The organism is Romboutsia hominis, assembly GCF_900002575.1.
In the GTDB taxonomy this organism is placed as follows: domain Bacteria; phylum Bacillota; class Clostridia; order Peptostreptococcales; family Peptostreptococcaceae; genus Romboutsia_C; species Romboutsia_C hominis.
Window position 1 is genome coordinate 703,702 of the sequence record NZ_LN650648.1, and the last position, 25,503, is coordinate 729,204.

At 27.5% G+C, this 25,503-nt stretch carries 24 protein-coding genes; 19 read left to right on the forward strand and 5 right to left on the reverse strand.

Going from position 1 to position 25,503, the window contains the following annotated elements:
- The first annotated feature begins 189 nt into the window (after positions 1-189).
- From glyQ to FRIFI_RS03280, 6 genes are all read left to right on the forward strand, one after another.
- Positions 190-1,065 (forward strand): glycine--tRNA ligase subunit alpha, encoded by an 876-nt coding sequence (gene glyQ / locus FRIFI_RS03255; protein WP_092927021.1) that lies wholly within the window; start codon positions 190-192, stop codon positions 1,063-1,065.
- Position 1,066: 1 nt separating this feature from the next.
- On the forward strand, positions 1,067-3,133 hold the full coding sequence (glyS, locus tag FRIFI_RS03260) for a glycine--tRNA ligase subunit beta (protein ID WP_166504959.1): 2,067 nt from the start codon (positions 1,067-1,069) through the stop codon (positions 3,131-3,133).
- A 372-nt stretch (positions 3,134-3,505) separates the two neighbouring features.
- Positions 3,506-4,144: a helix-turn-helix transcriptional regulator gene (locus FRIFI_RS03265; RefSeq protein WP_092927017.1), complete on the forward strand. Its 639-nt coding sequence runs from the start codon at positions 3,506-3,508 to the stop codon at positions 4,142-4,144.
- Between the two features lie 10 nt (positions 4,145-4,154).
- Positions 4,155-4,991, forward strand: coding sequence for a pyruvate, water dikinase regulatory protein (locus FRIFI_RS03270; protein WP_092927015.1), 837 nt, complete (start codon positions 4,155-4,157; stop codon positions 4,989-4,991).
- 149 nt (positions 4,992-5,140) lie between these two features.
- A complete protein-coding gene (ppdK, locus tag FRIFI_RS03275; protein WP_166504960.1) occupies positions 5,141-7,765 on the forward strand; it encodes a pyruvate, phosphate dikinase in 2,625 nt (874 codons plus the stop codon).
- 318 nt (positions 7,766-8,083) lie between these two features.
- Positions 8,084-8,332 (forward strand): zinc ribbon domain-containing protein, encoded by a 249-nt coding sequence (locus tag FRIFI_RS03280; protein ID WP_092927011.1) that lies wholly within the window; start codon positions 8,084-8,086, stop codon positions 8,330-8,332.
- A gap of 145 nt (positions 8,333-8,477) precedes the next feature.
- Here the strand turns inward: FRIFI_RS03280 and FRIFI_RS03285 are convergent, their stop codons facing one another.
- Positions 8,478-10,658, reverse strand: coding sequence for a DNA topoisomerase (locus tag FRIFI_RS03285; RefSeq protein WP_092927009.1), 2,181 nt, complete (start codon positions 10,656-10,658; stop codon positions 8,478-8,480).
- A gap of 86 nt (positions 10,659-10,744) precedes the next feature.
- Positions 10,745-11,374, reverse strand: coding sequence for a hypothetical protein (locus tag FRIFI_RS03290; RefSeq protein WP_166504961.1), 630 nt, complete (start codon positions 11,372-11,374; stop codon positions 10,745-10,747).
- 93 nt (positions 11,375-11,467) lie between these two features.
- Between FRIFI_RS03290 and dut the strand changes: the two genes are divergently transcribed.
- From dut to FRIFI_RS03305, 3 genes are all read left to right on the forward strand, one after another.
- The gene (gene dut / locus FRIFI_RS03295; protein WP_166504962.1) at positions 11,468-11,899 is read left to right on the forward strand and encodes a dUTP diphosphatase; all 432 of its coding nucleotides are present in this window, start codon (positions 11,468-11,470) and stop codon (positions 11,897-11,899) included.
- A gap of 313 nt (positions 11,900-12,212) precedes the next feature.
- A complete protein-coding gene (locus FRIFI_RS03300; protein WP_166504963.1) occupies positions 12,213-13,337 on the forward strand; it encodes a C40 family peptidase in 1,125 nt (374 codons plus the stop codon).
- A 249-nt stretch (positions 13,338-13,586) separates the two neighbouring features.
- Complete coding sequence (locus FRIFI_RS03305; protein ID WP_092927001.1) at positions 13,587-13,994, forward strand: hypothetical protein; 408 nt, start codon at positions 13,587-13,589, stop codon at positions 13,992-13,994.
- A gap of 610 nt (positions 13,995-14,604) precedes the next feature.
- Here FRIFI_RS03305 and FRIFI_RS03310 read toward each other — a convergent pair.
- Genes FRIFI_RS03310 through FRIFI_RS03320 form a run of 3 tightly spaced genes read right to left on the reverse strand, consistent with a single transcriptional unit; the run spans position 14,605 to position 15,674 of the window.
- Positions 14,605-15,177 (reverse strand): manganese catalase family protein, encoded by a 573-nt coding sequence (locus FRIFI_RS03310; RefSeq protein WP_092926999.1) that lies wholly within the window; start codon positions 15,175-15,177, stop codon positions 14,605-14,607.
- A gap of 21 nt (positions 15,178-15,198) precedes the next feature.
- Positions 15,199-15,462, reverse strand: coding sequence for a spore coat protein CotJB (locus FRIFI_RS03315; RefSeq protein WP_166504964.1), 264 nt, complete (start codon positions 15,460-15,462; stop codon positions 15,199-15,201).
- Between the two features lie 2 nt (positions 15,463-15,464).
- Positions 15,465-15,674 carry a spore coat associated protein CotJA gene (locus tag FRIFI_RS03320; protein WP_092926995.1) on the reverse strand — a complete coding sequence of 70 codons (210 nt, stop codon included), beginning with the start codon at positions 15,672-15,674 and terminating at the stop codon, positions 15,465-15,467.
- Positions 15,675-15,927: 253 nt separating this feature from the next.
- Between FRIFI_RS03320 and FRIFI_RS03325 the strand changes: the two genes are divergently transcribed.
- From FRIFI_RS03325 to FRIFI_RS03370, 10 genes are all read left to right on the forward strand, one after another.
- Positions 15,928-16,791, forward strand: a complete 864-nt coding sequence (locus FRIFI_RS03325) for a tRNA 2-thiocytidine biosynthesis TtcA family protein (protein ID WP_092926993.1) — start codon at positions 15,928-15,930, stop codon at positions 16,789-16,791.
- A 216-nt stretch (positions 16,792-17,007) separates the two neighbouring features.
- On the forward strand, positions 17,008-18,024 hold the full coding sequence (locus FRIFI_RS03330; protein ID WP_166504965.1) for a 3'-5' exonuclease: 1,017 nt from the start codon (positions 17,008-17,010) through the stop codon (positions 18,022-18,024).
- A gap of 96 nt (positions 18,025-18,120) precedes the next feature.
- Positions 18,121-19,338: an MORN repeat-containing protein gene (locus FRIFI_RS03335; RefSeq protein ID WP_092926989.1), complete on the forward strand. Its 1,218-nt coding sequence runs from the start codon at positions 18,121-18,123 to the stop codon at positions 19,336-19,338.
- 29 nt (positions 19,339-19,367) lie between these two features.
- Entirely contained in the window at positions 19,368-20,321 is a 954-nt protein-coding gene (locus FRIFI_RS03340; RefSeq protein WP_166504966.1) for a S8 family peptidase, read from the forward strand.
- Between the two features lie 167 nt (positions 20,322-20,488).
- Positions 20,489-21,175, forward strand: a complete 687-nt coding sequence (gene ftsE / locus FRIFI_RS03345; protein ID WP_092926985.1) for a cell division ATP-binding protein FtsE — start codon at positions 20,489-20,491, stop codon at positions 21,173-21,175.
- Entirely contained in the window at positions 21,159-22,064 is a 906-nt protein-coding gene (gene ftsX / locus FRIFI_RS03350; protein ID WP_166504967.1) for a permease-like cell division protein FtsX, read from the forward strand. Before ftsE ends, ftsX begins: the two co-directional genes overlap by 17 nt.
- A 20-nt stretch (positions 22,065-22,084) precedes the next feature.
- The gene (locus FRIFI_RS03355; protein WP_166504968.1) at positions 22,085-23,203 is read left to right on the forward strand and encodes a murein hydrolase activator EnvC family protein; all 1,119 of its coding nucleotides are present in this window, start codon (positions 22,085-22,087) and stop codon (positions 23,201-23,203) included.
- Positions 23,204-23,378: 175 nt separating this feature from the next.
- A complete protein-coding gene (locus FRIFI_RS03360; protein ID WP_092926979.1) occupies positions 23,379-23,876 on the forward strand; it encodes a 3'-5' exonuclease in 498 nt (165 codons plus the stop codon).
- A gap of 194 nt (positions 23,877-24,070) precedes the next feature.
- The gene (locus tag FRIFI_RS03365; RefSeq protein ID WP_092926977.1) at positions 24,071-24,370 is read left to right on the forward strand and encodes a hypothetical protein; all 300 of its coding nucleotides are present in this window, start codon (positions 24,071-24,073) and stop codon (positions 24,368-24,370) included.
- Entirely contained in the window at positions 24,361-25,380 is a 1,020-nt protein-coding gene (locus tag FRIFI_RS03370) for a serine/threonine-protein kinase (RefSeq protein WP_092926975.1), read from the forward strand. Before FRIFI_RS03365 ends, FRIFI_RS03370 begins: the two co-directional genes overlap by 10 nt.
- Positions 25,381-25,503: the final 123 nt, after the last annotated feature.

A 25,503-nucleotide genomic window follows, 5' to 3' on the forward strand; every position in this document is an offset into this window, starting at 1 on the left:
CAATAAGATTGACAAAAATTCAAGTATTTGTTATTCTAAAAGTTGAAATATACTAAAGGCCTTTCGTTAATTCGAAAGGCTTTGTTAAGCATATAGGAATTTATATTTTAAAACTTATAATAAAACTTAAACTAAAAATTATAGTTTTAACAATATACATAAAATTAAAAATTTATAGGAGGTATTCATATGAATTTCCAAAATATGATACTTACATTGCAAAACTATTGGGCAAAGCAAGGATGTATCATGATGCAGCCTTATGATGTTGAAAAAGGTGCAGGTACAATGAACCCTAATACTCTTTTAAGATCATTAGGACCAGAGCCTTGGAAGGTTTGCTATGTAGAGCCATCAAGAAGACCTGCGGATGGTAGATATGGGGAAAATCCAAATAGACTTTACCAACATCATCAATTCCAGGTTATATTAAAACCATCACCAGATAACATACAAGAATTATATTTAAATAGTTTAAAAGAAATAGGTATAGATCCAAATGAACATGATATAAGATTTGTTGAAGATAACTGGGAATCAACTACAGTTGGAGCTTGGGGACTTGGATGGGAAGTTTGGTTAGACGGTATGGAAATAACTCAGTTTACTTACTTCCAACAAGTTGGAGGTATAGAGTGTGAGCTTGAAACCGGAGAAATAACATATGGACTAGAAAGACTTGCTATGTATATACAAGAAGTAGATAGTGTTTATGACCTAATGTGGAATGATGAGTTAACTTACGGAGATGTATTTAGACAAGCTGAATATGAGAACTCTGTATATGCATTTGAAGAATGTGATGCAGATATGTTATTTAATTTATTTGATACATATGAAAAAGAAGCTACTAGACTTATAGAAAGAGGACTTGTAATACCAGCATACGATTATGTGTTAAAATGTTCTCATACCTTTAACACTTTAGATGCTAGAGGAGCTGTTGGAGTAAGTCAAAGAGCATCATTTATAGGAAGAGTTAGAACAATGGCTAGAAATGTTTCTTCAGCTTACGTTAAGCAAAGAGAAGAAATGGGATACCCACTTATAAAGGAGGGAAAATAATATGAATAACTATCTTTTATTTGAAGTTGGAGTTGAAGAATTACCATCAAGATTTGTAAGTTCTACATTAGACCAAATCAAAGGTAACTTAACAAAATTATTTAACGAAAATAGAATAAAATTTGATGATATAAAAGCTTATGGAACACCTAGAAGATTAGCGTTTATAGTTGAAGGTATAAGTGATAAGCAAACTGATTTAGAAGAAGAAATAAAAGGTCCATCTAAAAAAATAGCAATAGATGCTGATGGAAATTTCACAAAGCCAGCACTTGGATTTATGAAAAGTAAAGGTTTAAAAGAAGAAGACGTAATATTTAAAACTGTTGGAAAAGATGAATATATATTTGGAACAATAAGACAAGCTGGTTGTGAGACAAGTGAAGTATTAAAAACTATATTACCACAAGCAGTTAAGATGGTAGTATTCCCTAAGGCTATGCGTTGGGGTGGAAAAAACATGAGATTTGCGAGACCTATAAGATGGATGGTTACATTACTAAATGATAAGGTACTAGAAATAGACTTAGAAGGTATAATATCTTCAAATGTAACTAAAGGACATAGATTCTTAGGACAAAGTGAATTTGAAGTTAACTCTTTAGAAGATTATCTAACTAAATTAGAAGAAAACTTCGTAATATTAGATCAAGATAAGAGAAAAGCTATAATAAAGGAACAATGTATAAATGTTGCTAACACTTTAGGTGGAGAAATTGAATTTGACGAAGATTTACTAGAAGAAGTAACTCATTTAGTTGAATATCCAACAGCTTTTTATGGAGAGTTTGACAAAGAATACGCTAAACTTCCTAAAGAAGTTGTAACAACTCCAATGCAGCAACATCAAAGATATTTCCCAGTATTAAAGGATGGGAAATTATTACCAAACTTTATAGCTGTAAGAAACGGTAATGACTATAAAATAGAGAATGTTAAAAAAGGTAACGAAAAAGTTTTAGAAGCAAGACTTGCAGATGCATTATTCTTCTACAAAGAAGACACTAAAAAAGACTTAGAAAGTTACATAGAAAAATTAAAGAGTGTTGTATTCCAAGCTAAGCTTGGTACAGTTTATGACAAATCTTTAAGAATAGAAAAATTAAGTGTTAAGATACTTGATTTATTAGGCTTAAGTCAAGATGAAGCTGATACTAAAAGAGCAGCTAAATTATGTAAAGCTGACTTAGTAACAGGAATGGTATTTGAATTTACTGAACTTCAAGGGATAATGGGAAGAGAGTATGCAAAAGTTGGTGGAGAAAATGAAGCTGTTAGTGAAGCAATATTTGAACATTATTTACCAAGATTTGCAGGAGATATACTTCCACAAACTAATGCTGGTATAGCTTTATCTATAGCTGATAAATTAGATTCTATAGCAGGATTTTTTGCAATAGGAATACATCCAACAGGATCTCAAGATCCATATGCACTTAGACGTCAAGCATTAGGTGTTATAAATATACTAATGGATAGAAAGTTAGATATAAGTCTAAAATCATTAGTTGATATATCTTTAGAAAATTATACAAACTTAGAATTTGACAAGCAAACTGTAGCTAATGAAATGATGGAATTCTTCAATGAAAGAATCAAGAACTTATTTAGAGAACTAGGAATAAGATATGATGTTATAGATGCAGTATTAAGTGCAAACATAGACAATGTAAGTGATATGTATATAAGAGCAGAAGAACTTAATAATTGGCTACAAAAAGATGAGTTAGTTGAAATGCTAACAGCATTTAATAGAGTTTCTACATTAGCTCAAAAAGCTACTTCTAGCGAAGTGAAGGAAGAGTTATTAGTAGAAGATGCTGAAAAGGCTTTATACAATGAATTTAAAAATGTTAAAGAAAGCGTAAAATCTTTATTAAATGAAAAGAGATATAGTGAGTCATTAGATGCATTTGCATCACTAAGACCATCAATAGATAATATGTTTGATTCTGTTATGGTAATGGATAAGGATGAAGCTATAAAGAACAATAGACTAGGACTTTTAAAACAAATATATGATACAATGTTAAGTATATGTGATTTATCAAAAATAGTTTATAAATAATATATCGGGGGCTAAGAGGACACTTTTAGTCCCTATATTATTTTAAATAACATTTTCCTAAAAAGATTCAAAATAATTTATTTGGAAAAAATACAAATAATAAATATTAAAATAATTAAAAAAATATCAATAATATATATTAAAACTATTTAATATATACAATGTTATATTATAATAGATTTAGTATAAACAATTTAGCTACATTATTTAGTATATAAACCATTAATATATACAAAAGAATAAATAGTATATAATAAATATATAAAAAGTATGCGAATTGTATAACAAAAAGATTTACAATTACATATATATGGGTATATAATATACTATATAAAGAAAAAGTAATATAAAGTATAGCACATAAGGAAGAGGGTGACTATTATTCAACTTAATGATAGACAATTAAAGATAATTGATATAGTAAAAGAGAATGAGCCTATAACAAGTGAAGCCATTGCTGCTCATTTAAACGTAACTCGTGCTACACTAAGATCTGACTTAGCCATATTAACTATGACAGGAATATTAGATGCAAGACCTAAAGTTGGATATTTTTACTCTGGAGTTAGCGAATTAAATTTAATAGGCAATAACATAAAAGACAAAAAAGTAAGAGACATCATGAGTCTACCTGTATTAGTAAAAAAAGATATGAGTATATATGAAGTTATAGTCAATATGTTCTTATCAGATGTAGGAAGTATATTCATAATAGATAATGACGACATACTATGTGGAGTGGTTTCTAGAAAAGATCTACTTAAAGCTACTATAGGTGCTAGTGATATAAATCATATGCCAATAGGCATGATAATGACTAGGATGCCCAACATAGTTACTATAAATCAAGATGAGGATATAGTATTGGCAGCTAAAAAGATAATAGAACACGAAGTTGATTCTATTCCTGTTGTTGAACGTGATGAAAATAACAAAAACAACTTAAGGGTAGTAGGAAGGATATCTAAGACTAATATAACAAAATTTTTCCTAGAATTAGCTGACAATTAAGGAGGAATAAATGAAAAATTTAATTATATATGTTATATCAGACTCAGTAGGTGAGACTGCGCAACAAGTAACAAAAGCTGCTATTTCTCAATTTAAAATTAGTGAAGAGTGTGAAATAAGAAGATTCCCATATGTTATGGATGAAAACTTTTTATTAGAAATTTTAGAAGGTGGAAAAAGTGAAGATGCTATAATAGTATATACATTAGTAGACGAAAATCTTTTAAATGTTACTAAAAAATTCTGTGAAAAAGAAAATTTAAGTAATATAGACCTAATGACACCAATTTTAAAAGAAATAGCAAATAAAACTCAAATGAAACCTAAAAGAGAGCCTGGTATAATCAGAAAGTTAGATGAAAGCTATTTCAAAAGAGTAGAAGCTATAGAGTTTGCAGTAAAGTATGATGATGGTAAAGACCCAAGAGGTATACTTAAATCAGATATAGTTTTAGTAGGGATATCTAGAACTTCTAAAACACCACTTAGTATGTATCTAGCAAACAAAAACATAAAAGTAGCAAATGTACCTTTAGTTCCAGAAATACCTATACCTAAAGAGGTATTTGAAATAGATAATAAAAAAATAATAGGACTTACTAATACTCCAGAGAAGTTAAATCAAATAAGAGCAGAAAGACTTAAAGCATTAGGACTATCAAGTAATGCAAACTATGCTAACTTAGATAGAATACTACAAGAATTAGACTACTCAGAACAAGTCATGAAAAAAATAGGATGTCCAGTAATAGATGTTTCAAGTAAAGCAATAGAAGAAACAGCTGGAATAATTCTTGATATTATCAAAGAAAATGGATTAAACATATACAAAGATAGTGATAGATAGTTAAATTTAAAGAGAAAAACCTTAAAAACATCTTAGTTAATTTAATACAAGTTATTTATAGTAAATAAAACCTTATATTAAACTAACTAAGATGCATAAAGGCTAATTATATTAAACTAACCAAAATACAAAATGATGGGGGTTAAATAATGGAAGCTAAATATGTTTATAGTTTTGAAGAAGGTAACAAAGACATGAGATATGTTTTAGGTGGTAAAGGTGCTAACTTAGCAGAAATGACAAATATAGGTCTACCAGTACCACAAGGTTTTACAATAAGCACAGATGCTTGTAATGATTATTACAAAAATAATGAGACTATAAGTGATAATATAATAAATGAAATAGAAGAAAAGCTTAAAGAATTACAAGAAAAGCAAGGAAAAACATTAGGAGGCGAAATTAATCCTCTATTATTATCAGTTCGTTCTGGTGCAGTATTTTCAATGCCAGGAATGATGGATACAATACTTAATCTAGGTTTAAATGATACAAGTGTAGTAGCTTTAGCAAATTCTACTCAAAATGAAAGATTTGCATATGATAGTTACAGAAGATTTATACAAATGTTTTCTGATGTAGCTATGGGAATACCAAAATATAAATTTGAAAATGCCCTAGATAAAATAAAAGAAGCTAAAGGATACACTTTAGACACAGAACTTAATGTAGAAGATTTAAAAGAATTAGTAAAAAAATATAAAGAAATATATACAAAAGAAATAAAAAGTCAATTCCCACAAGATCCAAAAGAACAACTAATGTTAGCTATAAAAGCAGTATTCAAATCATGGAATAATCCACGTGCAATAGTATATCGTAAATTAAATGATATCCCAAGTGATTTAGGAACAGCAGTAAATATACAATCAATGGTATTTGGAAACATGGGAGAAACTAGTGGAACTGGAGTAGCATTTACTAGAAATCCTTCAACTGGTGAAAATAAAATATTTGGAGAATTTTTAATGAATGCACAAGGTGAAGACGTTGTTGCAGGTATAAGAACACCAAAGGACATATCTTCACTAAAAGAAGTGATGCCAAAGGCTTATGATGAATTTATGAAAATTACTTCTATACTTGAAAATCACTACAAGGATATGCAAGATATAGAATTTACTATAGAAAATGAAAAATTATATATATTACAAACTAGAAATGGAAAAAGAACAGCTGGTGCATCTATAAATATAGCTGTAGACCTAGTAGGAGAAGGTATAATAAATGAAAAAGAAGCTATAATGAGAATTGAGCCTAAGCAATTAGATCAATTACTTCATCCTAGATTTGAAAGTAAATCTTTAAATGAAGCAACAGTTATAGCAAAAGGACTTCCAGCATCACCTGGTGCTGCTTGTGGAAAAGTATACTTTAATGCAGAAGATGTAGTAGATGCTAAAAATAGGGGAGAAGAATCAATACTTGTAAGACTTGAAACTTCACCTGAAGATATAGAAGGTATGGTATGTGCAGAAGGTATACTTACAGCAAGAGGTGGAATGACATCTCATGCAGCAGTTGTAGCTCGTGGAATGGGTAAATGTTGTGTAGCAGGATGTTCAGACATAAAGGTTGATGAGTATAACAAGGAAATAAGAACTGAAGATGTAGTTATAAAAGAAGGAGAATATATATCTTTAGATGGTTCTAGTGGATGTGTATATATAGGTAAGGTAGAAAAAACTGAAGTATCTTTAACTGGAAATTTCGAAAAATTAATGAATTGGGCAAATAAATATAAATCTTTAATGGTAAGAACTAATGCAGATAATCCAAGAGATGCTAAGGCTGCCATAAAGTTTGGAGCCGAAGGTATAGGATTATGTAGAACTGAGCATATGTTCTTTGACGAAGATAGAATACCAGCAGTAAGAGAGATGATACTTTCTAAAACATTAGAACAAAGACTAGTAGCACTTGAAAGATTACTTCCAATGCAACAAAAAGACTTCGTAGATATATTTAGAGTAATGGATGGTAAATCTGTAAACATAAGATTATTAGATCCACCACTACATGAATTCTTACCACATGATGATGAAACTATAAAAAGCCTTTCAGAGTCAATGAAAGTTTCAGTTAGTGAAATAAAAAGAAGAATAGTAGATCTAGATGAATTTAACCCAATGCTTGGGCATAGAGGTTGTAGACTTGCTATAACTTTCCCTGAGATATATATAATGCAAGCTAAAGCAATAATTAATGGTGCAATAGAAGCTACTAAAGAAGGTATAAAAGTAATGCCTGAAATAATGATACCTTTAGTTGGAGAAGCTAAAGAATTAAAAGTTATAAAAGAAGATATAAAAGAAACGATAGATAATATATTAGAAAAAGAAAATATGAAAATAGATTATACAATAGGTACAATGATAGAAGTACCAAGAGCTTGTTTAACAGCAGATGAAATAGCTAAAGAAGCTGACTTTTTCAGCTTTGGTACTAATGATTTAACGCAAATGACATTTGGATATTCAAGAGATGACGCAGGTAAATTCTTAGGCGAATATGTAAATAGAGAGTTACTAGAAAAAGATCCATTTGAAGTGTTAGATCAAAGAGGAGTAGGAAAGCTTATAGAGCTAGGAGCTAAACTAGGTAAAAGCGTTAAGCCAAATATAAAGCTTGGAATATGTGGAGAACATGGTGGAGAACCTTCATCAATAGAGTTTTGTTACAAAGCTGGATTAGACTATGTATCTTGTTCACCATATAGAGTACCAATAGCTAGACTTTCAGCAGCACAAGCAGTAATAAAAAATGAAAAATAAATAAATTTAATAAAATATCTATAAAAATACAGGTTTGTGATTATATCACAAACCTGTATTTTTATACACAATAATGCCTTATTATAATTATTAACAATATAGATGCAAACTATATAAATTTATTAGAAAACAAAATACAAATTTTATGCATAGTTTTTTAATTAGCGCAAGTAAAGAGCTTTGCGAAGATACTAAAAATGGTATGATTTAATCATACTAACTAAAATATGATTTTAACATATATCACAGTAAAATAAATTTATCATACAATATACTAATGTACTTATAAGATGTATAAATAAGTAAGGAGGAGATTGTATGATTAAGTGTCCAAGATGCTCAAAGGAAGTATCATCAAGACCAGGAAGTATATGCCCTAGATGTGGGCTAAAAGTATCAGAAGTAAACGAAAAAATAAGATGCCCAGAAACAAGTTGCAGAGCATTAGTATCTAAAAAGTTTGAATATTGCCCAAAATGTGGCTGTAAGTTAAAAAATTATACTTTAACAGAATTTATAAAAATGGCAAGATGTAAAATAGATGATAAACTAAATGAAAAAGAATAAAGGTTGCATTTAGAGCAACCTTTATTTGGAAAGAATTGAAGTTTACATAAATTGGTTTCTTTAAGATAGGACTTAATACATGAAAAGAAAACATTTATTAATATATAAGTATGTAAATTATTATATATTAGTTACACTTAAGTAATTATTTTTCTATTTCAATATCCCATCCAAAGTAACCATTAGCCTTTTTGGAATATTTAAGTATAGCATCAAATTTAGTACCATTTTTACTTGTTAGTGATTTAACTTTGGCTTGACCATTTTTTAATATACCTTTAACCATTGTTTTGTTAGGTTTTTTCTTATAAAATTCTAGAAATTTATCATTTTTCCATATACCAAATTTACATTCTTTGTAGTTGTTGCATATATATCCTTTAGGAATCTCAACAACATCGCCACCACATATAGGGCATTTCCCAAGAGATTCATTTGAAGGAGAATCATTCTTAGCACCACTTTTATTAGAAGATTTAGTATTAGATATATTTTTAGTAAATTTTTTAGTTTTAGGATTATAAACATAATTTTCTGTACTTATGCTTTTAGGGCTATCATGTTTTATTAGCTCAACATTTTTATATATAAAGTTAAATATATTGGTTAAATACTCTTTTCTAGTGAAAGTTCCTTTTTGAATATCACTTAGACTTTTTTCTAATTTGCCAGTATAATCAACATCAAATAGCTCTTTTACTGGGAATATTTCAACTAAATTTTTACCTAAATCAGTTACAGAATAAGACTTACCTTTTTTATTAACATATCCTACTTGTGATATCTTTTTTAATACATCAGCACGAGTAGCAGATGTACCTATTGAATAACCCGATAAAACTGTAGTATCATCATCAGGTACATTTTTACCGCAATTTTTCATAGCTTTAAGTAAGGTATCTTCTGTATAAGGCTTAGGTGGTGTAGTTTGTTTAGTTATCGGTTTAATATCTATGACATCAACTATTTCATCCTTATTTACCATAGGGAGTAAATCATCTTTTTCTTCCTTATTGTATACTTCTAAGTATCCTTTAGTTTTAAGTACTTTACCCTTAGTTAAGAATATATTTTTATCTACATCAGTTTTAATTTCAGTATTTTCATATTCTGCAGGAGGCATAAAGTTTGCTATGAATCTATCTTTGATGGCGTTATATACTATAAGTTCATCAGGTGTTAGATTAGTAGGTATTATATAAGTAGGTATGATTGCACTATGGCTATCTACCTTAGAAGAATCGAAAACCCTTTTAGTTTTAGTAAATTTGATTTTGTCACTATAAGGAACTGTTGCCTTTAATTTATCTAAAGCTTGAGACACTTTAGTTGCTAAACTTTCTTCTAAATAAATAGAATCGGTTCTAGGGTAAGTAATATAACCACCCTTACCTTTACCCTCATAAAGAGACTGACACACGCTTAAAACTTTATCTGAAGTGAAATTAGCATGTTTAGAAGTTATATATCCTTGTAGTGAAGTTAAACTGAAAAGTTTAGGTGCATATTCTTTAGACATTGTAACTTTTTTATCAAGTATTTTACCTTGATTAGAAGTTATGCTATTAATAATTTTATTAACATCTTCTATAGTATCAAATTTACTTTCTTTTCCTTTTATATACTTACCTTTATATTTTCCATTTTGGCATTTGAAATTTCCTTCTATTTCATAGTAGGTTTTTGGTACGAAATTTTTAATTTCCATATCTCTATCATAAACTAATTTGACTGTAGGTAGTATTACACGACCTATATTTAGTAGTTTACCGTTACCATACTTTAATGTGGCAACTGATGTAAAATTTATACCTATTAGCCAGTCAGTTATAAGTCTAGTGTAACCTGCTGATTGTAAATTTCTCATTTCATTATCATCTTTTAAATTATTAAGACCCCTAGTTATATCTTCTGGTGTCCATTCGTTTACTAAAATTCTTTTTACAGGTTTTTTGTTCTTAGATAATAAAAATATTAAAAAAGAAATTAATTCGCCTTCTCTATCATTATCTGTTGCATTTATAACATATTCAATATCATCTCTATGTAACAGTTTTTTTACTGTATTAAATTGCTTTTTCTTAGAACTATCTACTTTGAACTTAAACTTTTCTGGTGGAATAAATGGAAAATTAGCCATTTTCCAAGAACCAGAGTATTTATCTTTATCATAGTCTTTGACATCATATAGACTCACCAAATGCCCAACAGCATAAGTAACTATATATCCATTACCTTCAAAATAACCATCAAGACGAGTTTTAGCTCCTAAAAAAGATGCGATAGTTTTAGCCACAGATGGCTTTTCTGCTAGTATAAGTTTCATGTAAAACTCCTTTCAAGGTGCTTAAATACTACATTTGTAACTTAAATATATTATCATAAAAAAATAAAAGACTGCAAGGCAGTCTTTTATAAATAATAGTTAAAATTATTATTATGATTAGTAAGTCCCTTTATATATGAGTTAAAATAATAGTTGCTATCTTCATTATCTATTATCTCAACAAAAGAGATGTGGTTGTAGTCACTTACCTCTAAATCACATAGTTTATTTAAGGTAACACAAGATATAGTTAAAGATGAATCTGGACTTATATAAATACCTTGTGTATCATATAGTGCTGTAAATATTTCATAGCATTTTGATTTATCAGTAATTAATAAATAATCAATAAGACCTTTAAGTTCTGGATACTTATAATAAATATTACTTAAAGTATTATCTTGATTTAAATTATTTAATTCTTCACTATATCCACAGAGTATTATATATAAGTTATTTTCATATAGTGATTTTAGATTAATTATTAAATCTTTTAAAAAGATATTTAAGTTAAATGGTAAATATAGATAAAGTTTATTATTTATGTCTATATTTATGTTATAATCTTCTAATAGATTAATCAAAATACTAGTTGTAGTTGGAGTATAATTTAAAAATTTAATATCATTATACATAATATAGAGATTACCGTTTATACTCTTATTGTAAATAACCTCAAGTTTTTTTTTCATCCAAGGGGCATGTAATAAATTCATATTTGTTCCTCCTAGAATTAGTATTTTAAATTTAATGTATTTTAATACAATATTAAAATAACCCTTAATTAAATTATAAAAGGAGACATTAAAATGTATACATTAAAAATAAAGAAATTACATGATGATGCAATAATACCAAATTTCGCTCACAAAGGAGATGCTGGTATGGATTTATATTCTATAGAAGAAGTGGTTATTCCTGCTTCAGAATCTAGACTTATAAAAACAGGAATAAGTATAGCACTTCCTAAAAATACAGAAGCTCAAGTTAGACCAAGAAGTGGATTAGCACTTAAACATTCTGTAACAGTACTAAATACGCCAGGAACTATAGATGAAGGGTATAGAGGCGAAATAGGTGTAATACTTATAAACCATGGTAAAGAAGATTTCACAGTAAATAAAAACATGAAGATAGCTCAAATGGTAGTTAAACCTATATATGATATAAATATATTAGAAGTTAATGATTTAGATGACACTGAAAGAGGAAATGGTGGATTTGGATCAACTGGATATTAGACTATATTTATTTAAAGGAACCTTATTTTAAGGTTCTTTTTTTATGCCAATTTGTTATAAGCTAAAAATGATATATAAGATTTAAATGTTAAGAAAATTTTATAAGAAGAAAAATATATATAAATTGTAAATATATAACAGTTATCGAAAAATATAGACAAAAACTTACAAATTTGAAATAATATTAGCATGGGCAAAACGTTAAAATATAAAGTAAAAAAGTATTATAAAATGAAATTTAAAGCTAGGGTATAAATACCAATTAAGGAGAGGAGTTGAGTATACTATAGCTTCTAAGCTGTAGTAATAAAATATGAATAAACAAAGTATAAAAATGGGATTGGTAGCAACATCAATATTACTTCCAATGTCAGTTAGTGTATCAAATGCTGATACTATACAAAAAGCAGACATAGAATATAAAACGATAACTGGAAATTCGGTAAACTTTAGAAAAGGACCAAGTACTAGCTATAGTTCAATTGGTAAGTTTTATAAAGGAGACAAAGTAGAGTACATAGGAAAAAGTGGAGAATGGGTAAATGTTAAGTATAATGGAAAAGTAGGATACGTACATGGAAATTACGTTTCAAACTCTTCTGAAGGAAATACATCAGATAATACTATAAAATACAATAAGATAGTAAATGCAAGTTCCTTAAATGTTAGAAAAGGTCCGGGGACTAGTTACTCAAAGATAGATTCAATACCTAATGGAACAAAAGTAGGAGTAATATCTGAGTCAAATGGGTGGGCAAAGGTAAGTTATAATGGACAAATAGGATATGTATCAAGTCAATATTTAAAGAGCAGTGAAGCTTCAACTACACCAAGTGAAGAAAAAGTAAAATATAATAGAAAAGTAAATGCAAGCTCACTAAATATTAGAAAAGGACCAAGCACAAGCCACTCAAAAATAGGTTCAATACCATATGGTGCTGAGGTAGGAGTAATATTAGAATCAAATGGATGGGCAAAGATAAAATACAATGGACAAATAGGATATGTATCAAGCGCGTATTTAACAGCAGATATATCTAATGGTGGTGGAACAACATCTCAAAGCGCCGACAAGGTAATCAATTTAGCACAAACATTACTAGGAAAGCCATATGTATGGGGAGCAGAAGGGCCTAATAGTTTTGATTGCTCAGGATTTACTCAATATGTATTTAAAAATTCTGCGGGGATAAATATACCAAGGGTATCAAAAGATCAATCAAAATTTGGACAATATGTAAATAAAAATAATCTTCAAAAAGGAGATTTAATATTTTTTGATACAAGTGGTTCAAATGATGGAGATGTAAGTCATGTTGGGATATATATGGGTAATAATAAAATGATACATGCATCATCGAGTAAAGGAAAAGTAGTTATATCTGAATTAAGTAATTATTATAATAATGCATATGTAAATGCAAGAAGAGTCTTATAAATAACTTAAAAATTTTCTCACTATATAAAAAATAGATGTATTATTAATAAAACATCTATTTTTTTTATGCAATGATTTTATATTAGGCATAAAATAATTGATTGTTTATGAATATATACAGATGAATAAATTTGAAAATAAAAAAATCTAATATATTAAGTAAAAAGATTTTTGATGAATAAATAATCTAATATATTGAAAATAATATATAGTGTAAATTAAATTTATAGATTAACAAGGAGTGTTTCTATGGGTGTAGTAACAGATTTTTATAAATTCAAATACAGAAAAGATGACTACTATTTAGATGTATTTATAAATAAAGGAGCAATACCAAATATTGAATCAGCCTTAAATGAAATTCTAAGTGATAAATATATACCTAAAGACTCTCAATGTGCATATATGAAGTTAAAAGAATTATTTCAAGAGGCAAGAAAAAGTACAAGTCATGTTTATGCTGAAATAAAAATACACAAATGTTATTTGAGATATATAAATAATTTATATCTATATTTTTTTGATAGAAAAGAGTATAGAGCTCTGAAAGAGTTAAGCGATTATTTTCATTTATATATAGTAGAGGATATAGAAAATATAGCAAATTTTATAACACTAAGTGAAGACGTAAAGATAAGGATACTTTCAAATATATAAAATAATTAAATTCAAAAAAAGGAAATATTTCTAAATATCTTGCATATAATACATTAAATATGAAACATTTAAAATTAATCCTTCATATTTAATGTATTATAAAAAGAAGGAGGGATGTTAATTTGGATGATAGATTAGAATTAGTAATGTTTGGATATGAAAAAGAAATAGAATATGATTATACACCAGATAGTGGAAGTGAATAAAGTAAAAAGGATTTTTCAAGTTTAGATTAAGTAAAGAATAAAATAAAAATTATCTTGCTAAATCAACTAATATAATTTATATAAATAAAAAATGGAGGTAAAAAATGGAGAGAAATATAGATTTGATGATATTTGAATATGAAAAGGAAATGGCATATGATTATATACCTGAACATGAAAATGAATAATAATTAAAGCATAAGTAATATTATATATCAAAAGGAGAAATAAAGTGAATATAGATAATGAATCCGATTAAAAAGGAGCTATCTCAAAGAAAATAGAGTTTAGCTCCTTTTTATTATAAGTTAAATTATAAAGTTTTAAATTAAAAAATATTATACATAAAAAATGTCTAAAGCAAATCAAAAGGTTGCCTTAGACATTAAAAACAAATTTATAGATTAAAATGTATGTTTACTTTCTTCAAAATCATAAACGTCCATCAAAGCTTCCCCAAATCTTTGATAATGAGTAATTTCTCTTTGACCTAAAAATCTTAAAACTTCTATTATATCAGCGTCATCAGTTAGATTTATAAGTTGATAATAGGTAGCTAGTGCTTTTTGTTCAGCGGCCATATCCTCATGTAAGTCAGTAACGGCATTTCCCATAACAGCAATAGGACAAACACTAAATGGATTTCCAGTTGAATCTGTTGGATATATACCAAATCCATTTTGAGCATAATTAGATCCAAGTCCTGCTTCTTCTAACTCAGTAGGAGTAGCATCATATGTTAGTTGATAAACCATAGTAGCTACCATTTCAACATGTGCTAATTCCTCTGTTCCGATATCAGTTAAAAGTGCTTTAGTTTTCCCTGTAGGCATAGTATATCTTTGACTAAGATATCTTAGGGCAGCTGCTAACTCTCCATTAGGTCCACCAAATTGAGTTATAAGATATTTAGCCATAGTTATATCCTTAGTTTTAAGATTAACAGGATGTTGTAATGTTTTTTGATATATCCACATAAATTAAATCCTCCTTAATTATTAGTCGTTAAATTCTCTTTCCCAAGGCCATGGGCTTTCTACCCATCTAAAAGGATACTTGCTAGGTGAAAATCCAAAGTTAGTTAAAGGTCCATACTTATTTTCATATAAGCATCTTGCTTCTAAAAATTGATTACATAGAGAATTAAAAGTAGCAATTGCATTTTTATCACAAGGATTATTATCTAGATATAAATTCATATCTAAACATGCAAAACAAAGCTCTTGAATTTTTCGCATTAATTCATTTCTAGAGTCACTCATAATTATTCTCTACCTCCTTTTTCTCTTAGTGGAGTTGAATATAAATTCTTGTTATAAATTGGAGAATCTATTAGATATAGCTCAGGGAATAGAGTACCACGTTGAAAGGCTTTAGGTAAGCTATACGTTTTAGTGTAGACTTGACGCTTAATATAAGGTCTAGCTAAGGAATATCTAGGTTCCATACAGTTTTTTCTATTATCATCTTGCATAAATTAAACCTCCTGTCTTAAAGTGAGAATGAACTTAATAATAATATATTGTAGTTGCAAAAAAGTGTTACTAATAAATATATAAACTATATTTAGAGCAAAAATACACATTAAAATAAATGAGTAGATTACTTGAATTATTAGCTTAATATATGATAAAATAATTTGCATGTTTTATTAAAAATAGTCTAAATTTGAAATTTAATGAAAATGAATTATAGATATAACCAAAATATAAATAAGAGGTGATAGTATGAGCAACTTAGCGGGAAAAGGCTGTGAGATAATAGTACCTTTTGATGAAAGACAACCATTAAAAGATATAGAAAGAAGTATAATAAAGAGATATAGAAAACATTTATGGTCAAAATTTATAAAAGCTATAAGAGATTATAATCTAGTAGAAGAAGGCGATAAAATAGCTGTTGCAATATCTGGAGGAAAAGATAGTCTACTTATGGCTAAGATGTTTCAAGAGTTAAAAAGACATGGACAAGTAAACTTTGAATTAGAGTTTATAGCTATGGATCCAGGATATCATGAAGACATAAGAAAACTACTTGTAGATAACTGTGAATACTTAGATATACCAATACACTTATTTGACTCAAGAATATTTGAAATAGCAGATGAAATAGCTAAAGATTATCCATGTTATATGTGTGCAAGAATGAGAAGAGGAGCACTATACTCTAAAGCTGAAGAACTAGGGTGTAATAAGTTAGCACTTGGACATCATTATGATGACGTTATAGAAACAACAATGCTTAACCTACTATGTTCGGCTAATTTTAAAACAATGTTACCTAAACTACATTCAACAAACTTTGATGGTATACAAATAATAAGACCACTTTATTATATAAGAGAAGAGCATATAGTAAGATTTATACAAAATAGTGGTATATGGCCACTAAATTGTGCATGTATGGTAGCGGCTAAAAAGACTGGTAATAAGAGATATGAAATAAAAGATTTAATCAAAAGCCTTGGAGAAAACTTTAAGGATGTAGAAAAATCAATATTTAAAGCAGCGGAAAATGTAAATATAGATTCTGTACTTGGATGGCAAAAAGATGGAGTAAAGCATTCATTTATGGAAAATTTTGAAGACTAACTAGAAATTCTTTAAAGTTTACATTATTTATTTTTAGTATAATTAGATATAATATATTTATAGATTTAGGAAGAATTTTTATTCTTCCTTTTATTTTTGATTTTATGAAATATATTTGAATAAGCAAGAAAAGCGAAAATTTTATAAATGTATAGTGAAAAAATATCATAAAATGATAAAATATAAGTAAAGATATTTAGAAGGTGGGAGTTTGGATTGAAAAGAGTTTATATAGACTTTGAAATGAATATGCCAAGTGTAAGAAATAAAAGAGATATGCTAAATGCAGATATAATTGCAATTGGGGCTATACAATATGATACGGATACAGGTAATATAGAAGAATTTAAGTCATTAATAAAGCCTGTAACTAACCAAGAAATATATCCACATATAGAAGAATTAACTCATATAAAGCAAGATGATGTTAAAGATGCTCCAACATATGAAGAAGTTATGAGAAAATTTAAAAAATGGTTAGGTACATTTTCTCAAATAGAGGGTATATATACCTTTGGAAATCTAGATTTAACTTGCTTTAATAATACAGATAAAAAGAGCGCTCAAAAAAACAATCACCCAAGATTTATAAATAATATAAAAGGTTTATTCGTAGATATAAAGGACAAATATTTAGAATGCGGGATAAAATGTATGAATTATGTTTCGTTAAAAAATTTACTAGAATGTGCAAACGTAGAATTTAAAGGAGACGCACATGATCCTTTATATGATGCATATAATTTATATGTATTAGATGAAGTTTTAGAAAAAAATGAAGGTATAAGGGACATACTAATAATAAAAGATTTTATAAGACCACCATTTATAATATTAAATGAAAACTTAGAAAAAGTTTTTGATGAATACACAAATATATACTATAAAAATCCAAAAGAGGCTAGCAAATTTGATATATCCATAGAAGTTATAAAAACTGTATATTTGTATTTGGAATCTATAAATAACATAGACATATACAATATAGATATAATAAGAGATATAAGTAGAAAAATGGACACAATAGATAAGTTAAAAGATATTAGAACTGGGCATTTTTATATACTTGAGAATGTATATTTTGATATGAAAGATTTAATAGATGATTTAATGCTTTATAAGCTAAAGCAAGAGGAATACGTAGAAGAAATAAATAGTATAATAAACTTATTTTCTGATGATTTAAAGTATGAAGAAATAGAATTTGACTATATACTGGAAAAAAGCTGTTGATAAAATTAAATATCAACAGCTTTTTAATATGAATAAATATGTACAAGAATAAATATAAATTATAAGAAACCAAAAAAGGAAATAGGAGGAGTTTTTGTGGAAGAAATAAGTAATTATTTTTCTATAATATTTAAGGTATTTATATCTTTATCATCAATATTTATATTATTTTATGGTGTAAGTATTATATTAAAAGCAAAATATAACAAGCCTAAAAATAAAGGACATACAAGAGGATATACAAGAAATAGCTTAATGATAGACGACAGAAGCAATGTAGATACAAAGAAAGTAAAAGAAAATATAAGACAAATAGAAAACTCTAGTATATCAAGTAAAGAGAAAACTATGCAATATGATAATGGGGATGTATACAAAGGGGAGATTAAAGATGGAAAAAGAGAGGGTTTTGGTATATGTATATACATGAATAAAGATAGATATGAAGGGCTTTGGAAAGATGATAAAATGCATGGAATAGGTAAATATACTTATCATGATAAAGGGTCGTATAGTGGTGATTTTAAAGAAAATAAGATAGAAGGAATAGGAACTTATACTTATAAAAACAAAGACATATATAAAGGATATTTTAAAGACGGAAAAAGACATGGAAAGGGAATTTTATATTGTAAAGATGGAAGCAAATATAATGGAATGTGGAAAGATAACCTTAAACATGGGCAAGGAAGGCTTATTGATGTAAATATGCAGATTTATGAAGGGGATTTTGTAGAAGGCAAAAAAAATGGACAAGGCAGATATGAATTTGTAGATGGAAGCAAATATAATGGTGAATTTAAAGACAATATATATCATGGTCATGGATGCTACATAGATAAATATGGGAATATATATGAAGGTCAGTATAAATATGGATTAAAAAAAGGCAAGGGTATGATGAAATATAGAAATGGTGAAATATATGAAGGTGAATTTAAGGATGATATTATAAATGGAAGAGGAAGATATACATATAAAGATAAAAGTACTTATGAAGGAGAGTTTAAAGAAGGTAAAAAACATGGAGTAGGAACATACACTTGTGAGTTATATAAATATGTAGGCGAATTTAAAGAAGATAAAAAAGGTAAGGTAGGAACCTACTACTTAAGTAATAATATTATTTTAGAAGTAATTATAGAAGAAAATATTATAACACAAGGTGTATATATATGTAATGAAAATAAAAGATACCTACATAATATAGATGTAAGTGAAATAAATGAAAAATATTTATTAAATAATATAGAAAACTACCTCGAAAATGATAAAGAACAGAATCACATTATCACTTCAAAAATATATAATTAATTATAAGAATAAATTTTGGGGTGGTATCTATGAAAAATAAACCTGAAGATTTAAACATTAAATTGTTGCCATTTAAAATAGAAGCAAACTCAAGAGGAAAAAATACAACCAACCAATACGGAGTGGATATGATAAAAGCTAGAGATATGTGGAAAGAATCTAATAAAGGAAGTGGAGTACGTATAGCAGTAATAGATTCAGGATGTGATATATATCATGAAAGCTTAAAAAATAATATAGTAGAAGTTAGAAATTTTACAAATGAAGATAATAAAAATCCAAATATTGTAACTGATAGAGTAGGACATGGTACTCATGTTATAGGCACTATTGTGGCAAATAACCCAAATAATAATATAGTAGGTATAGCACCTAGTGCACAGATATATGTATTAAAAGCTATAGAAGGTAATGGACTAGGAAAATTAAGTTGGGTAGTTAATGCCATAAATTATGCTGTGGAAAAAAAGGTAGATATAATATCTATGTCACTTGGAATGGGTGGAAGTTCAGATAAATTAGAAAGGGCAGTAAAGGAAGCTGTCAAAAAAGGAATATTAGTAGTATGTGCAGCTGGAAATAGTGGTGATGGAAATGCTGATAGTTTTGAATATTCATATCCAGCTGCTTATGAAGAAGTAATATCAGTAGGTGCAGTTGATAAAAAAGGAAATCCTGCTAGTTTTAGTAATGCAAATTTAGTTATAGATGTAATTGCGCCGGGGGTAGAAATACTTTCAACCTATCCAAATAACAAATATGAAGTACTAAGTGGAACAAGTATGGCAACACCGCATGTGACAGGAAGCTTAGCTTTACTTAAAAACTGGTCAAGGGAAGAATTTCAAAGAGATTTAAGTGAAACTGAATTATATGCTCAACTTATAAAGCATACAAAATCTATTAACTATCCAAGAACTATTCAAGGTAATGGGCTTGTATATCTAGCGCAAGTTAAAACTAAAAATAAGAAAAAGAATTAAAAAACTTCGCATATCTATAAAAAAATTAGATATGCGAAGTTTTTTGATATTAAATGATAAAAATTTGCAATTAAAGTTACAAAAAGGTTACAAAAAAATGCTAAATTGTGTATAATGGTATAGTAAATAAAAAATAGGGCAACAAAAGCAAAATTGGAGTGATGAAAATGATTAAATTTACTAATGTAGATAAATTTTATTCAGATGGTAATAAGTCACTAGATAATGTAAATTTAGGAATAAAACAAGGCGAATTTGTGTTTTTAGTAGGACATTCAGGAGCAGGAAAGTCTACTTTACTTAAATTATTGACTAGAGAAGAAAAAATATCATCAGGAAGACTTTCTGTTTTAGGGGAAGATATAACTAAAATAAAAGCAAGCAAAGTACATAATTACAGAAGAAATTTAGGAATAGTATTTCAAGATTTTAGACTATTAAATGAAAAAACAGTCTATGAAAATGTAGAATTAGCGCTTAGGGTTGTAGGTACAAATGCAAAAGAAATTAGACCAAGAGTTATGGAAGTGTTAAAAAGAGTTGGCATAGCTGAAAAACATAGTAAATATCCACATGAATTATCAGGTGGGGAATCTCAAAGAGTTGGTATAGCTAGAGCTATAGTCAATAAACCATCTATAATAATTGCAGATGAATGTACGGGAAATTTAGATATACATAATTCTATTCAAATTTTAAAATTATTAAATGAAATAAATGAAGAAGGTATTACCGTCATAATGGCAACACATGATATAGAAATATTAAAGCTATTTCCAAAGAGAGTCATAGAGCTTAAAGAAGGAAAAATAATTAAAGATACAAAGAGGGAAAAATATGAAATTAATGTCTAAATTTTTATACAGTCTAAAGCAAGGAATAAAAGGTGCTTTTCACAATAAAACTATGACTATTATATCTACAATTTCTATATCTGCATCTTTAATAATACTAGGAATAGTTTTAACTATAGTATTAAATATAAACCAATTTATAAAATATGCACAAGATGAAATAAATGAAGTTAGGGTATCTATAGAAGAATTCACTAATGATGATGCGAGAATAGAATTAAAAAATAAAATTAAAGATATAAATGGTGTTAAAGGTGTTGAGTTTAAAACAAAAGAAGCTTCTTTTAACGATCTTAAAAGAAGTTTTGGAGAAGAAGCATATCTACTTGAAGGTGTACAAAATCCTTTAGAGGATTCCTTCCTTGTTACAATAGATAATCCAGAGAATATAAAGCAAATATCGAGAGAGATATCTAAGTTAGAAGGTGTAACAGAGATAACTTATTTTCAAGATATAATACAAAATTTCTTAAGTATATCAAGTACAGTTAAGAAATTTGGGTCAATTTTAATAGGGGGCTTACTATTAATATGCCTAGTAATAATATCTAATACGATAAAAAGTAGAGTATATAGTAAAAAAGAAGAAATACAAATTATAAAATATGTAGGTGGTAGTAACTTATTTGTAGTATCTCCATTTATGGTAGAAGGCTTTTTTATTGGATTAGTAGGAGCTACTTTAGCTATTGGTATATGTTTGGTTATGTATGGATATATAGTAGAAAATTTAAAGCAATTTATAAATCCAATAAACAATATTATGTCGGGTGCAGTCCTTCCATTGGCTTCTATATCATCTTCACTAATATCGACGCTGCTTATAACAGGAGTAGTTATAGGGGTATTAGGAAGTGTTATATCAGTTAAAAGACATTTAAAAGTATAAAGTAATAGGGGGACGATTGAGTGAAAAAAATATTGACAGTGCTAACAGTATGCTCTTTAGTATTTGGAACAACATATATATATGCAGATACTGAAGATAAAAATATAGAAACTAAACAAAAGAGTGTAGATGATAAATTAAACAAAAACAGAGAAGAGCAAACAACTTTAGAATCTAAAATAAGAGATTTAGATTTTAAAGTGAAAGAAATAGAAGGAAATATAAAAGAAACTAATGATAAAATAGAAAATTTAAATGGTGAAATAGAAACTACTAAAGTTGAAATAGAAAAACTAAACGAAAATATAAGTAAAAATGAAGAAGCTCTAGGTAAAAGATTAAAAGCAATAAACAATAATTATTCTATGGGATATATTAAGGTTATATTAAGTAGTACTTCTATATCAGATTTTTTCAATAACATATATGTAGTTAAGCAAGTTGTAGAACAAGATCAGAAGATACTAAAAGAATTAGATGAAAATAAATCAGAAGTAGAGAAAAAAGAAAAAGATTTAAATTATAAAAAGAAAATGCAAGAAGATTTAAAAATATCTCTAGTAGAAAATAATGAAAAGGTACAATCTGATAAAAATGAACTAGAAGCTTTAAAGAGAGAACTAGAAACTGAAGAAGATAATTTACAAAATGAACTTGAAAAATTAGCAGCAGAAGCAGCAGCTAAACAAGCACAGGAAGCACAACAAAGTGCTGCATCAATTGATGAAAATTTAAATGGAGCAATAATATCAAGTGGATCTTGGCCAGTCCCAGGACATACTAGAATAAGCTCTCCATATGGATATAGGCTTCATCCAGTATTAAATGTTCAAAAGATACATACAGGTATTGATATACCCGCACCAAAAGGAACCCCAGCAGTAGCAACTGATAGTGGTACAGTTATATATTCAGGACCTAAAGGAAGTTATGGAAATACTGTAATGATACAACATGATAATGGAAGGGTATCATTATATGCACATAACGATCAATTACTAGTATCTGTTGGACAGAAGGTTCAAAAAGGACAAGCAGTAACTAAAATAGGAAATACAGGAAGATCAACAGGGCCACATTTACATTTTGAAATAAGAATAAATGGAAAGCATACAAATCCTATGCCATACATAGGGTAATAAAAAATAAGTATCTATTAAAAAATAATTTAATAGATACTTATTTTTTTATTTAGAAATAAATGAATTAAGTTGTACATTTAAATAAATATTAGCAAATTTTGTGCTAAAACATAATACATGTTATCATATAATATATGATTAGATAAACAAGAATCTAAAAGGAGTTTTACACATGGAAGAATATGTAGTTGTGGATTTAGAAACCACGGGTCTTGACCCATATAAGGGTTGCGAAATAATAGAAATCGGAATAACTGAGATAAAAAATAACGAAATAATTAGGAATTATTCAAGGTTTGTAAAACCAACTTCAGATATACCGCCATTTATAACAGATATAACTAACATAACTAATGATATGGTTAAAAATGAAGACCCTATAGAAAAAGTTTTACCTAGATTTAGAAAATATATAGGAAATAGGACTATAATAGCTCATAATGCTAAATTTGACTTAAAATTTTTAAATTATTATTTAGATAAATTAAATTTAGAACCTATAACTAACCATATATGTACATTAGAAATGTTAAAGGCTAATAAGGACTATAAAGGCAAAAATAAAAAATTAGAAACAGCATGTGCATATTATGGAATAGAAAATAAAAATGCACATAGAGCAGATAGTGATACATTAGCTACAGCTAAATTATTTTTAAAAATAAAATGAACAAAAAAGCAAACTATTATTTAAATATAGTTTGCTTTTTTGTTAGAATTTTATGATTTAAATTATTTTCATATAAGACATAAATTTATATCATTTAAAATAAAAAATTTTTAAAACTAATTATATTTAGTGGTTAATTTTTATTAAAACTCATAGTATATAGTATCTTAAAAAACCTTTAGGGGGTTAGACATATGAATTTTATAGAATTTAATATATCTGTAAGTGAGATAGAGTTTTCAATATTTAAAAAAATAAAAAATAAGAAGATATATATCGTTAAAAATAAATTAATTATACCGAAGTCTTTTGATATCGGGAATAGATTAAATTATATAAAAAAATTAGTAAGTACTATTATAAAAGAGCATGATATTAATAAATCCTATATAAATAAAAATGAATCAGAAAATGAAGATACTATACAGTTAATAAAGATAGAAGGTATAGTAGAGGAACTTCTATTTAATTGTGGGGTGGAAATATGCAAATAAATCCAAATGTTAACTTAAAGGTAATAAAAAAGATTAAATCTGAAGGGGTTAATTCAAATTTATATTTAGTAGAAGATACTCAGCTTGGATGTAAATTTATACTAAAGCAAATAAGTAAAAAAAAATTAAAATCTGCAGATAAATACTTTGACGAATCTAAGAAGATATATAGGTGCAATCATCCAAATATAATGAATATAAATACAGCATCTCAAGATGAAAATAATATATATATAACAATGCCATACCTAGAAAGAGGATCTTTATATAATTTATTAGAGAATAAAAGCTTAACCATTAGAGAAGTTATAAAGTATTCATTAGACTTTTTATCAGCAATACAATATATCCATTCTTTGGGTATAATACATTGTGACATAAAGCCAAATAATGTACTTATAAGTGATAATGATAATGCAATACTAACCGATTTTGGTTCGGCATTGTATTTAAATAATTCAGGAAATGCAAGGCTTAGAAATGTATATTATAAGCATATAGCTCCAGAGCAGTGTACAAATTCTATAATAGATAAAAAAATTGATATATATCAAATAGGTACTACATTATATAGAATGTGTAATGGAAATGAAGAATATAATAATCAAGCCAGAAAATATAAGGACTTAAATAGTTTAAAAATAGCATGCGCTAAAGGGAAGTTCCCTATAAGAAAAAAATATTTGCCTCATGTACCAAGAGAAATTATAAACATAATAGAAAAATGTCTTATGATAGATCCAAGGGATAGGTATGAAGATGTTTTAGAAATAATGAATGATTTATCTAGTGTAAGTAGAAACTTAGATTGGAGATATAAAAAATTAGAAGAAAATGACTTTGTATGGGAACTAGAAGATAAAAACTACAATACTTATATAAGGTTATACAAAGAAGATACAGTATGGAAAGTATTGAGTGATGGGAAAATTTATACAGTAGACACAAAGGCTAAGGGATATAAGCTTATAAGAAGTATTATAAAGAATAAAAAAATGACCTTACTTTAAACCGATCAAGTAAGGTCATTAAAAAGGGGTAAAATATATTATAAAAAGGGGTTTATTAGGGAATATATTTTATTTGGGGAGTAAATAATCGGTTATTAGGGGAATAACCTTGTATTTATAATA

Excerpts from the sequence above, each read along its gene's own strand:
- glyQ (WP_092927021.1), top strand. The coding sequence starts at position 190 with ATGAATTTCCAAAATATGATACTTACATTGCAAAACTATTGGGCAAAG.
- glyS (WP_166504959.1), top strand. The coding sequence starts at position 1,067 with ATGAATAACTATCTTTTATTTGAAGTTGGAGTTGAAGAATTACCATCA.
- FRIFI_RS03270 (WP_092927015.1), top strand. The coding sequence starts at position 4,155 with ATGAAAAATTTAATTATATATGTTATATCAGACTCAGTAGGTGAGACT.
- ppdK (WP_166504960.1), top strand. The coding sequence starts at position 5,141 with ATGGAAGCTAAATATGTTTATAGTTTTGAAGAAGGTAACAAAGACATG.
- FRIFI_RS03280 (WP_092927011.1), top strand. The coding sequence starts at position 8,084 with ATGATTAAGTGTCCAAGATGCTCAAAGGAAGTATCATCAAGACCAGGA.
- FRIFI_RS03285 (WP_092927009.1), bottom strand. The coding sequence starts at position 10,658 with ATGAAACTTATACTAGCAGAAAAGCCATCTGTGGCTAAAACTATCGCA.
- FRIFI_RS03290 (WP_166504961.1), bottom strand. The coding sequence starts at position 11,374 with ATGAATTTATTACATGCCCCTTGGATGAAAAAAAAACTTGAGGTTATT.
- dut (WP_166504962.1), top strand. The coding sequence starts at position 11,468 with ATGTATACATTAAAAATAAAGAAATTACATGATGATGCAATAATACCA.
- FRIFI_RS03300 (WP_166504963.1), top strand. The coding sequence starts at position 12,213 with ATGAATAAACAAAGTATAAAAATGGGATTGGTAGCAACATCAATATTA.
- FRIFI_RS03305 (WP_092927001.1), top strand. The coding sequence starts at position 13,587 with ATGGGTGTAGTAACAGATTTTTATAAATTCAAATACAGAAAAGATGAC.
- FRIFI_RS03310 (WP_092926999.1), bottom strand. The coding sequence starts at position 15,177 with ATGTGGATATATCAAAAAACATTACAACATCCTGTTAATCTTAAAACT.
- FRIFI_RS03315 (WP_166504964.1), bottom strand. The coding sequence starts at position 15,462 with ATGAGTGACTCTAGAAATGAATTAATGCGAAAAATTCAAGAGCTTTGT.
- FRIFI_RS03320 (WP_092926995.1), bottom strand. The coding sequence starts at position 15,674 with ATGCAAGATGATAATAGAAAAAACTGTATGGAACCTAGATATTCCTTA.
- FRIFI_RS03325 (WP_092926993.1), top strand. The coding sequence starts at position 15,928 with ATGAGCAACTTAGCGGGAAAAGGCTGTGAGATAATAGTACCTTTTGAT.
- FRIFI_RS03340 (WP_166504966.1), top strand. The coding sequence starts at position 19,368 with ATGAAAAATAAACCTGAAGATTTAAACATTAAATTGTTGCCATTTAAA.
- ftsE (WP_092926985.1), top strand. The coding sequence starts at position 20,489 with ATGATTAAATTTACTAATGTAGATAAATTTTATTCAGATGGTAATAAG.
- ftsX (WP_166504967.1), top strand. The coding sequence starts at position 21,159 with ATGAAATTAATGTCTAAATTTTTATACAGTCTAAAGCAAGGAATAAAA.
- FRIFI_RS03360 (WP_092926979.1), top strand. The coding sequence starts at position 23,379 with ATGGAAGAATATGTAGTTGTGGATTTAGAAACCACGGGTCTTGACCCA.
- FRIFI_RS03365 (WP_092926977.1), top strand. The coding sequence starts at position 24,071 with ATGAATTTTATAGAATTTAATATATCTGTAAGTGAGATAGAGTTTTCA.
- FRIFI_RS03370 (WP_092926975.1), top strand. The coding sequence starts at position 24,361 with ATGCAAATAAATCCAAATGTTAACTTAAAGGTAATAAAAAAGATTAAA.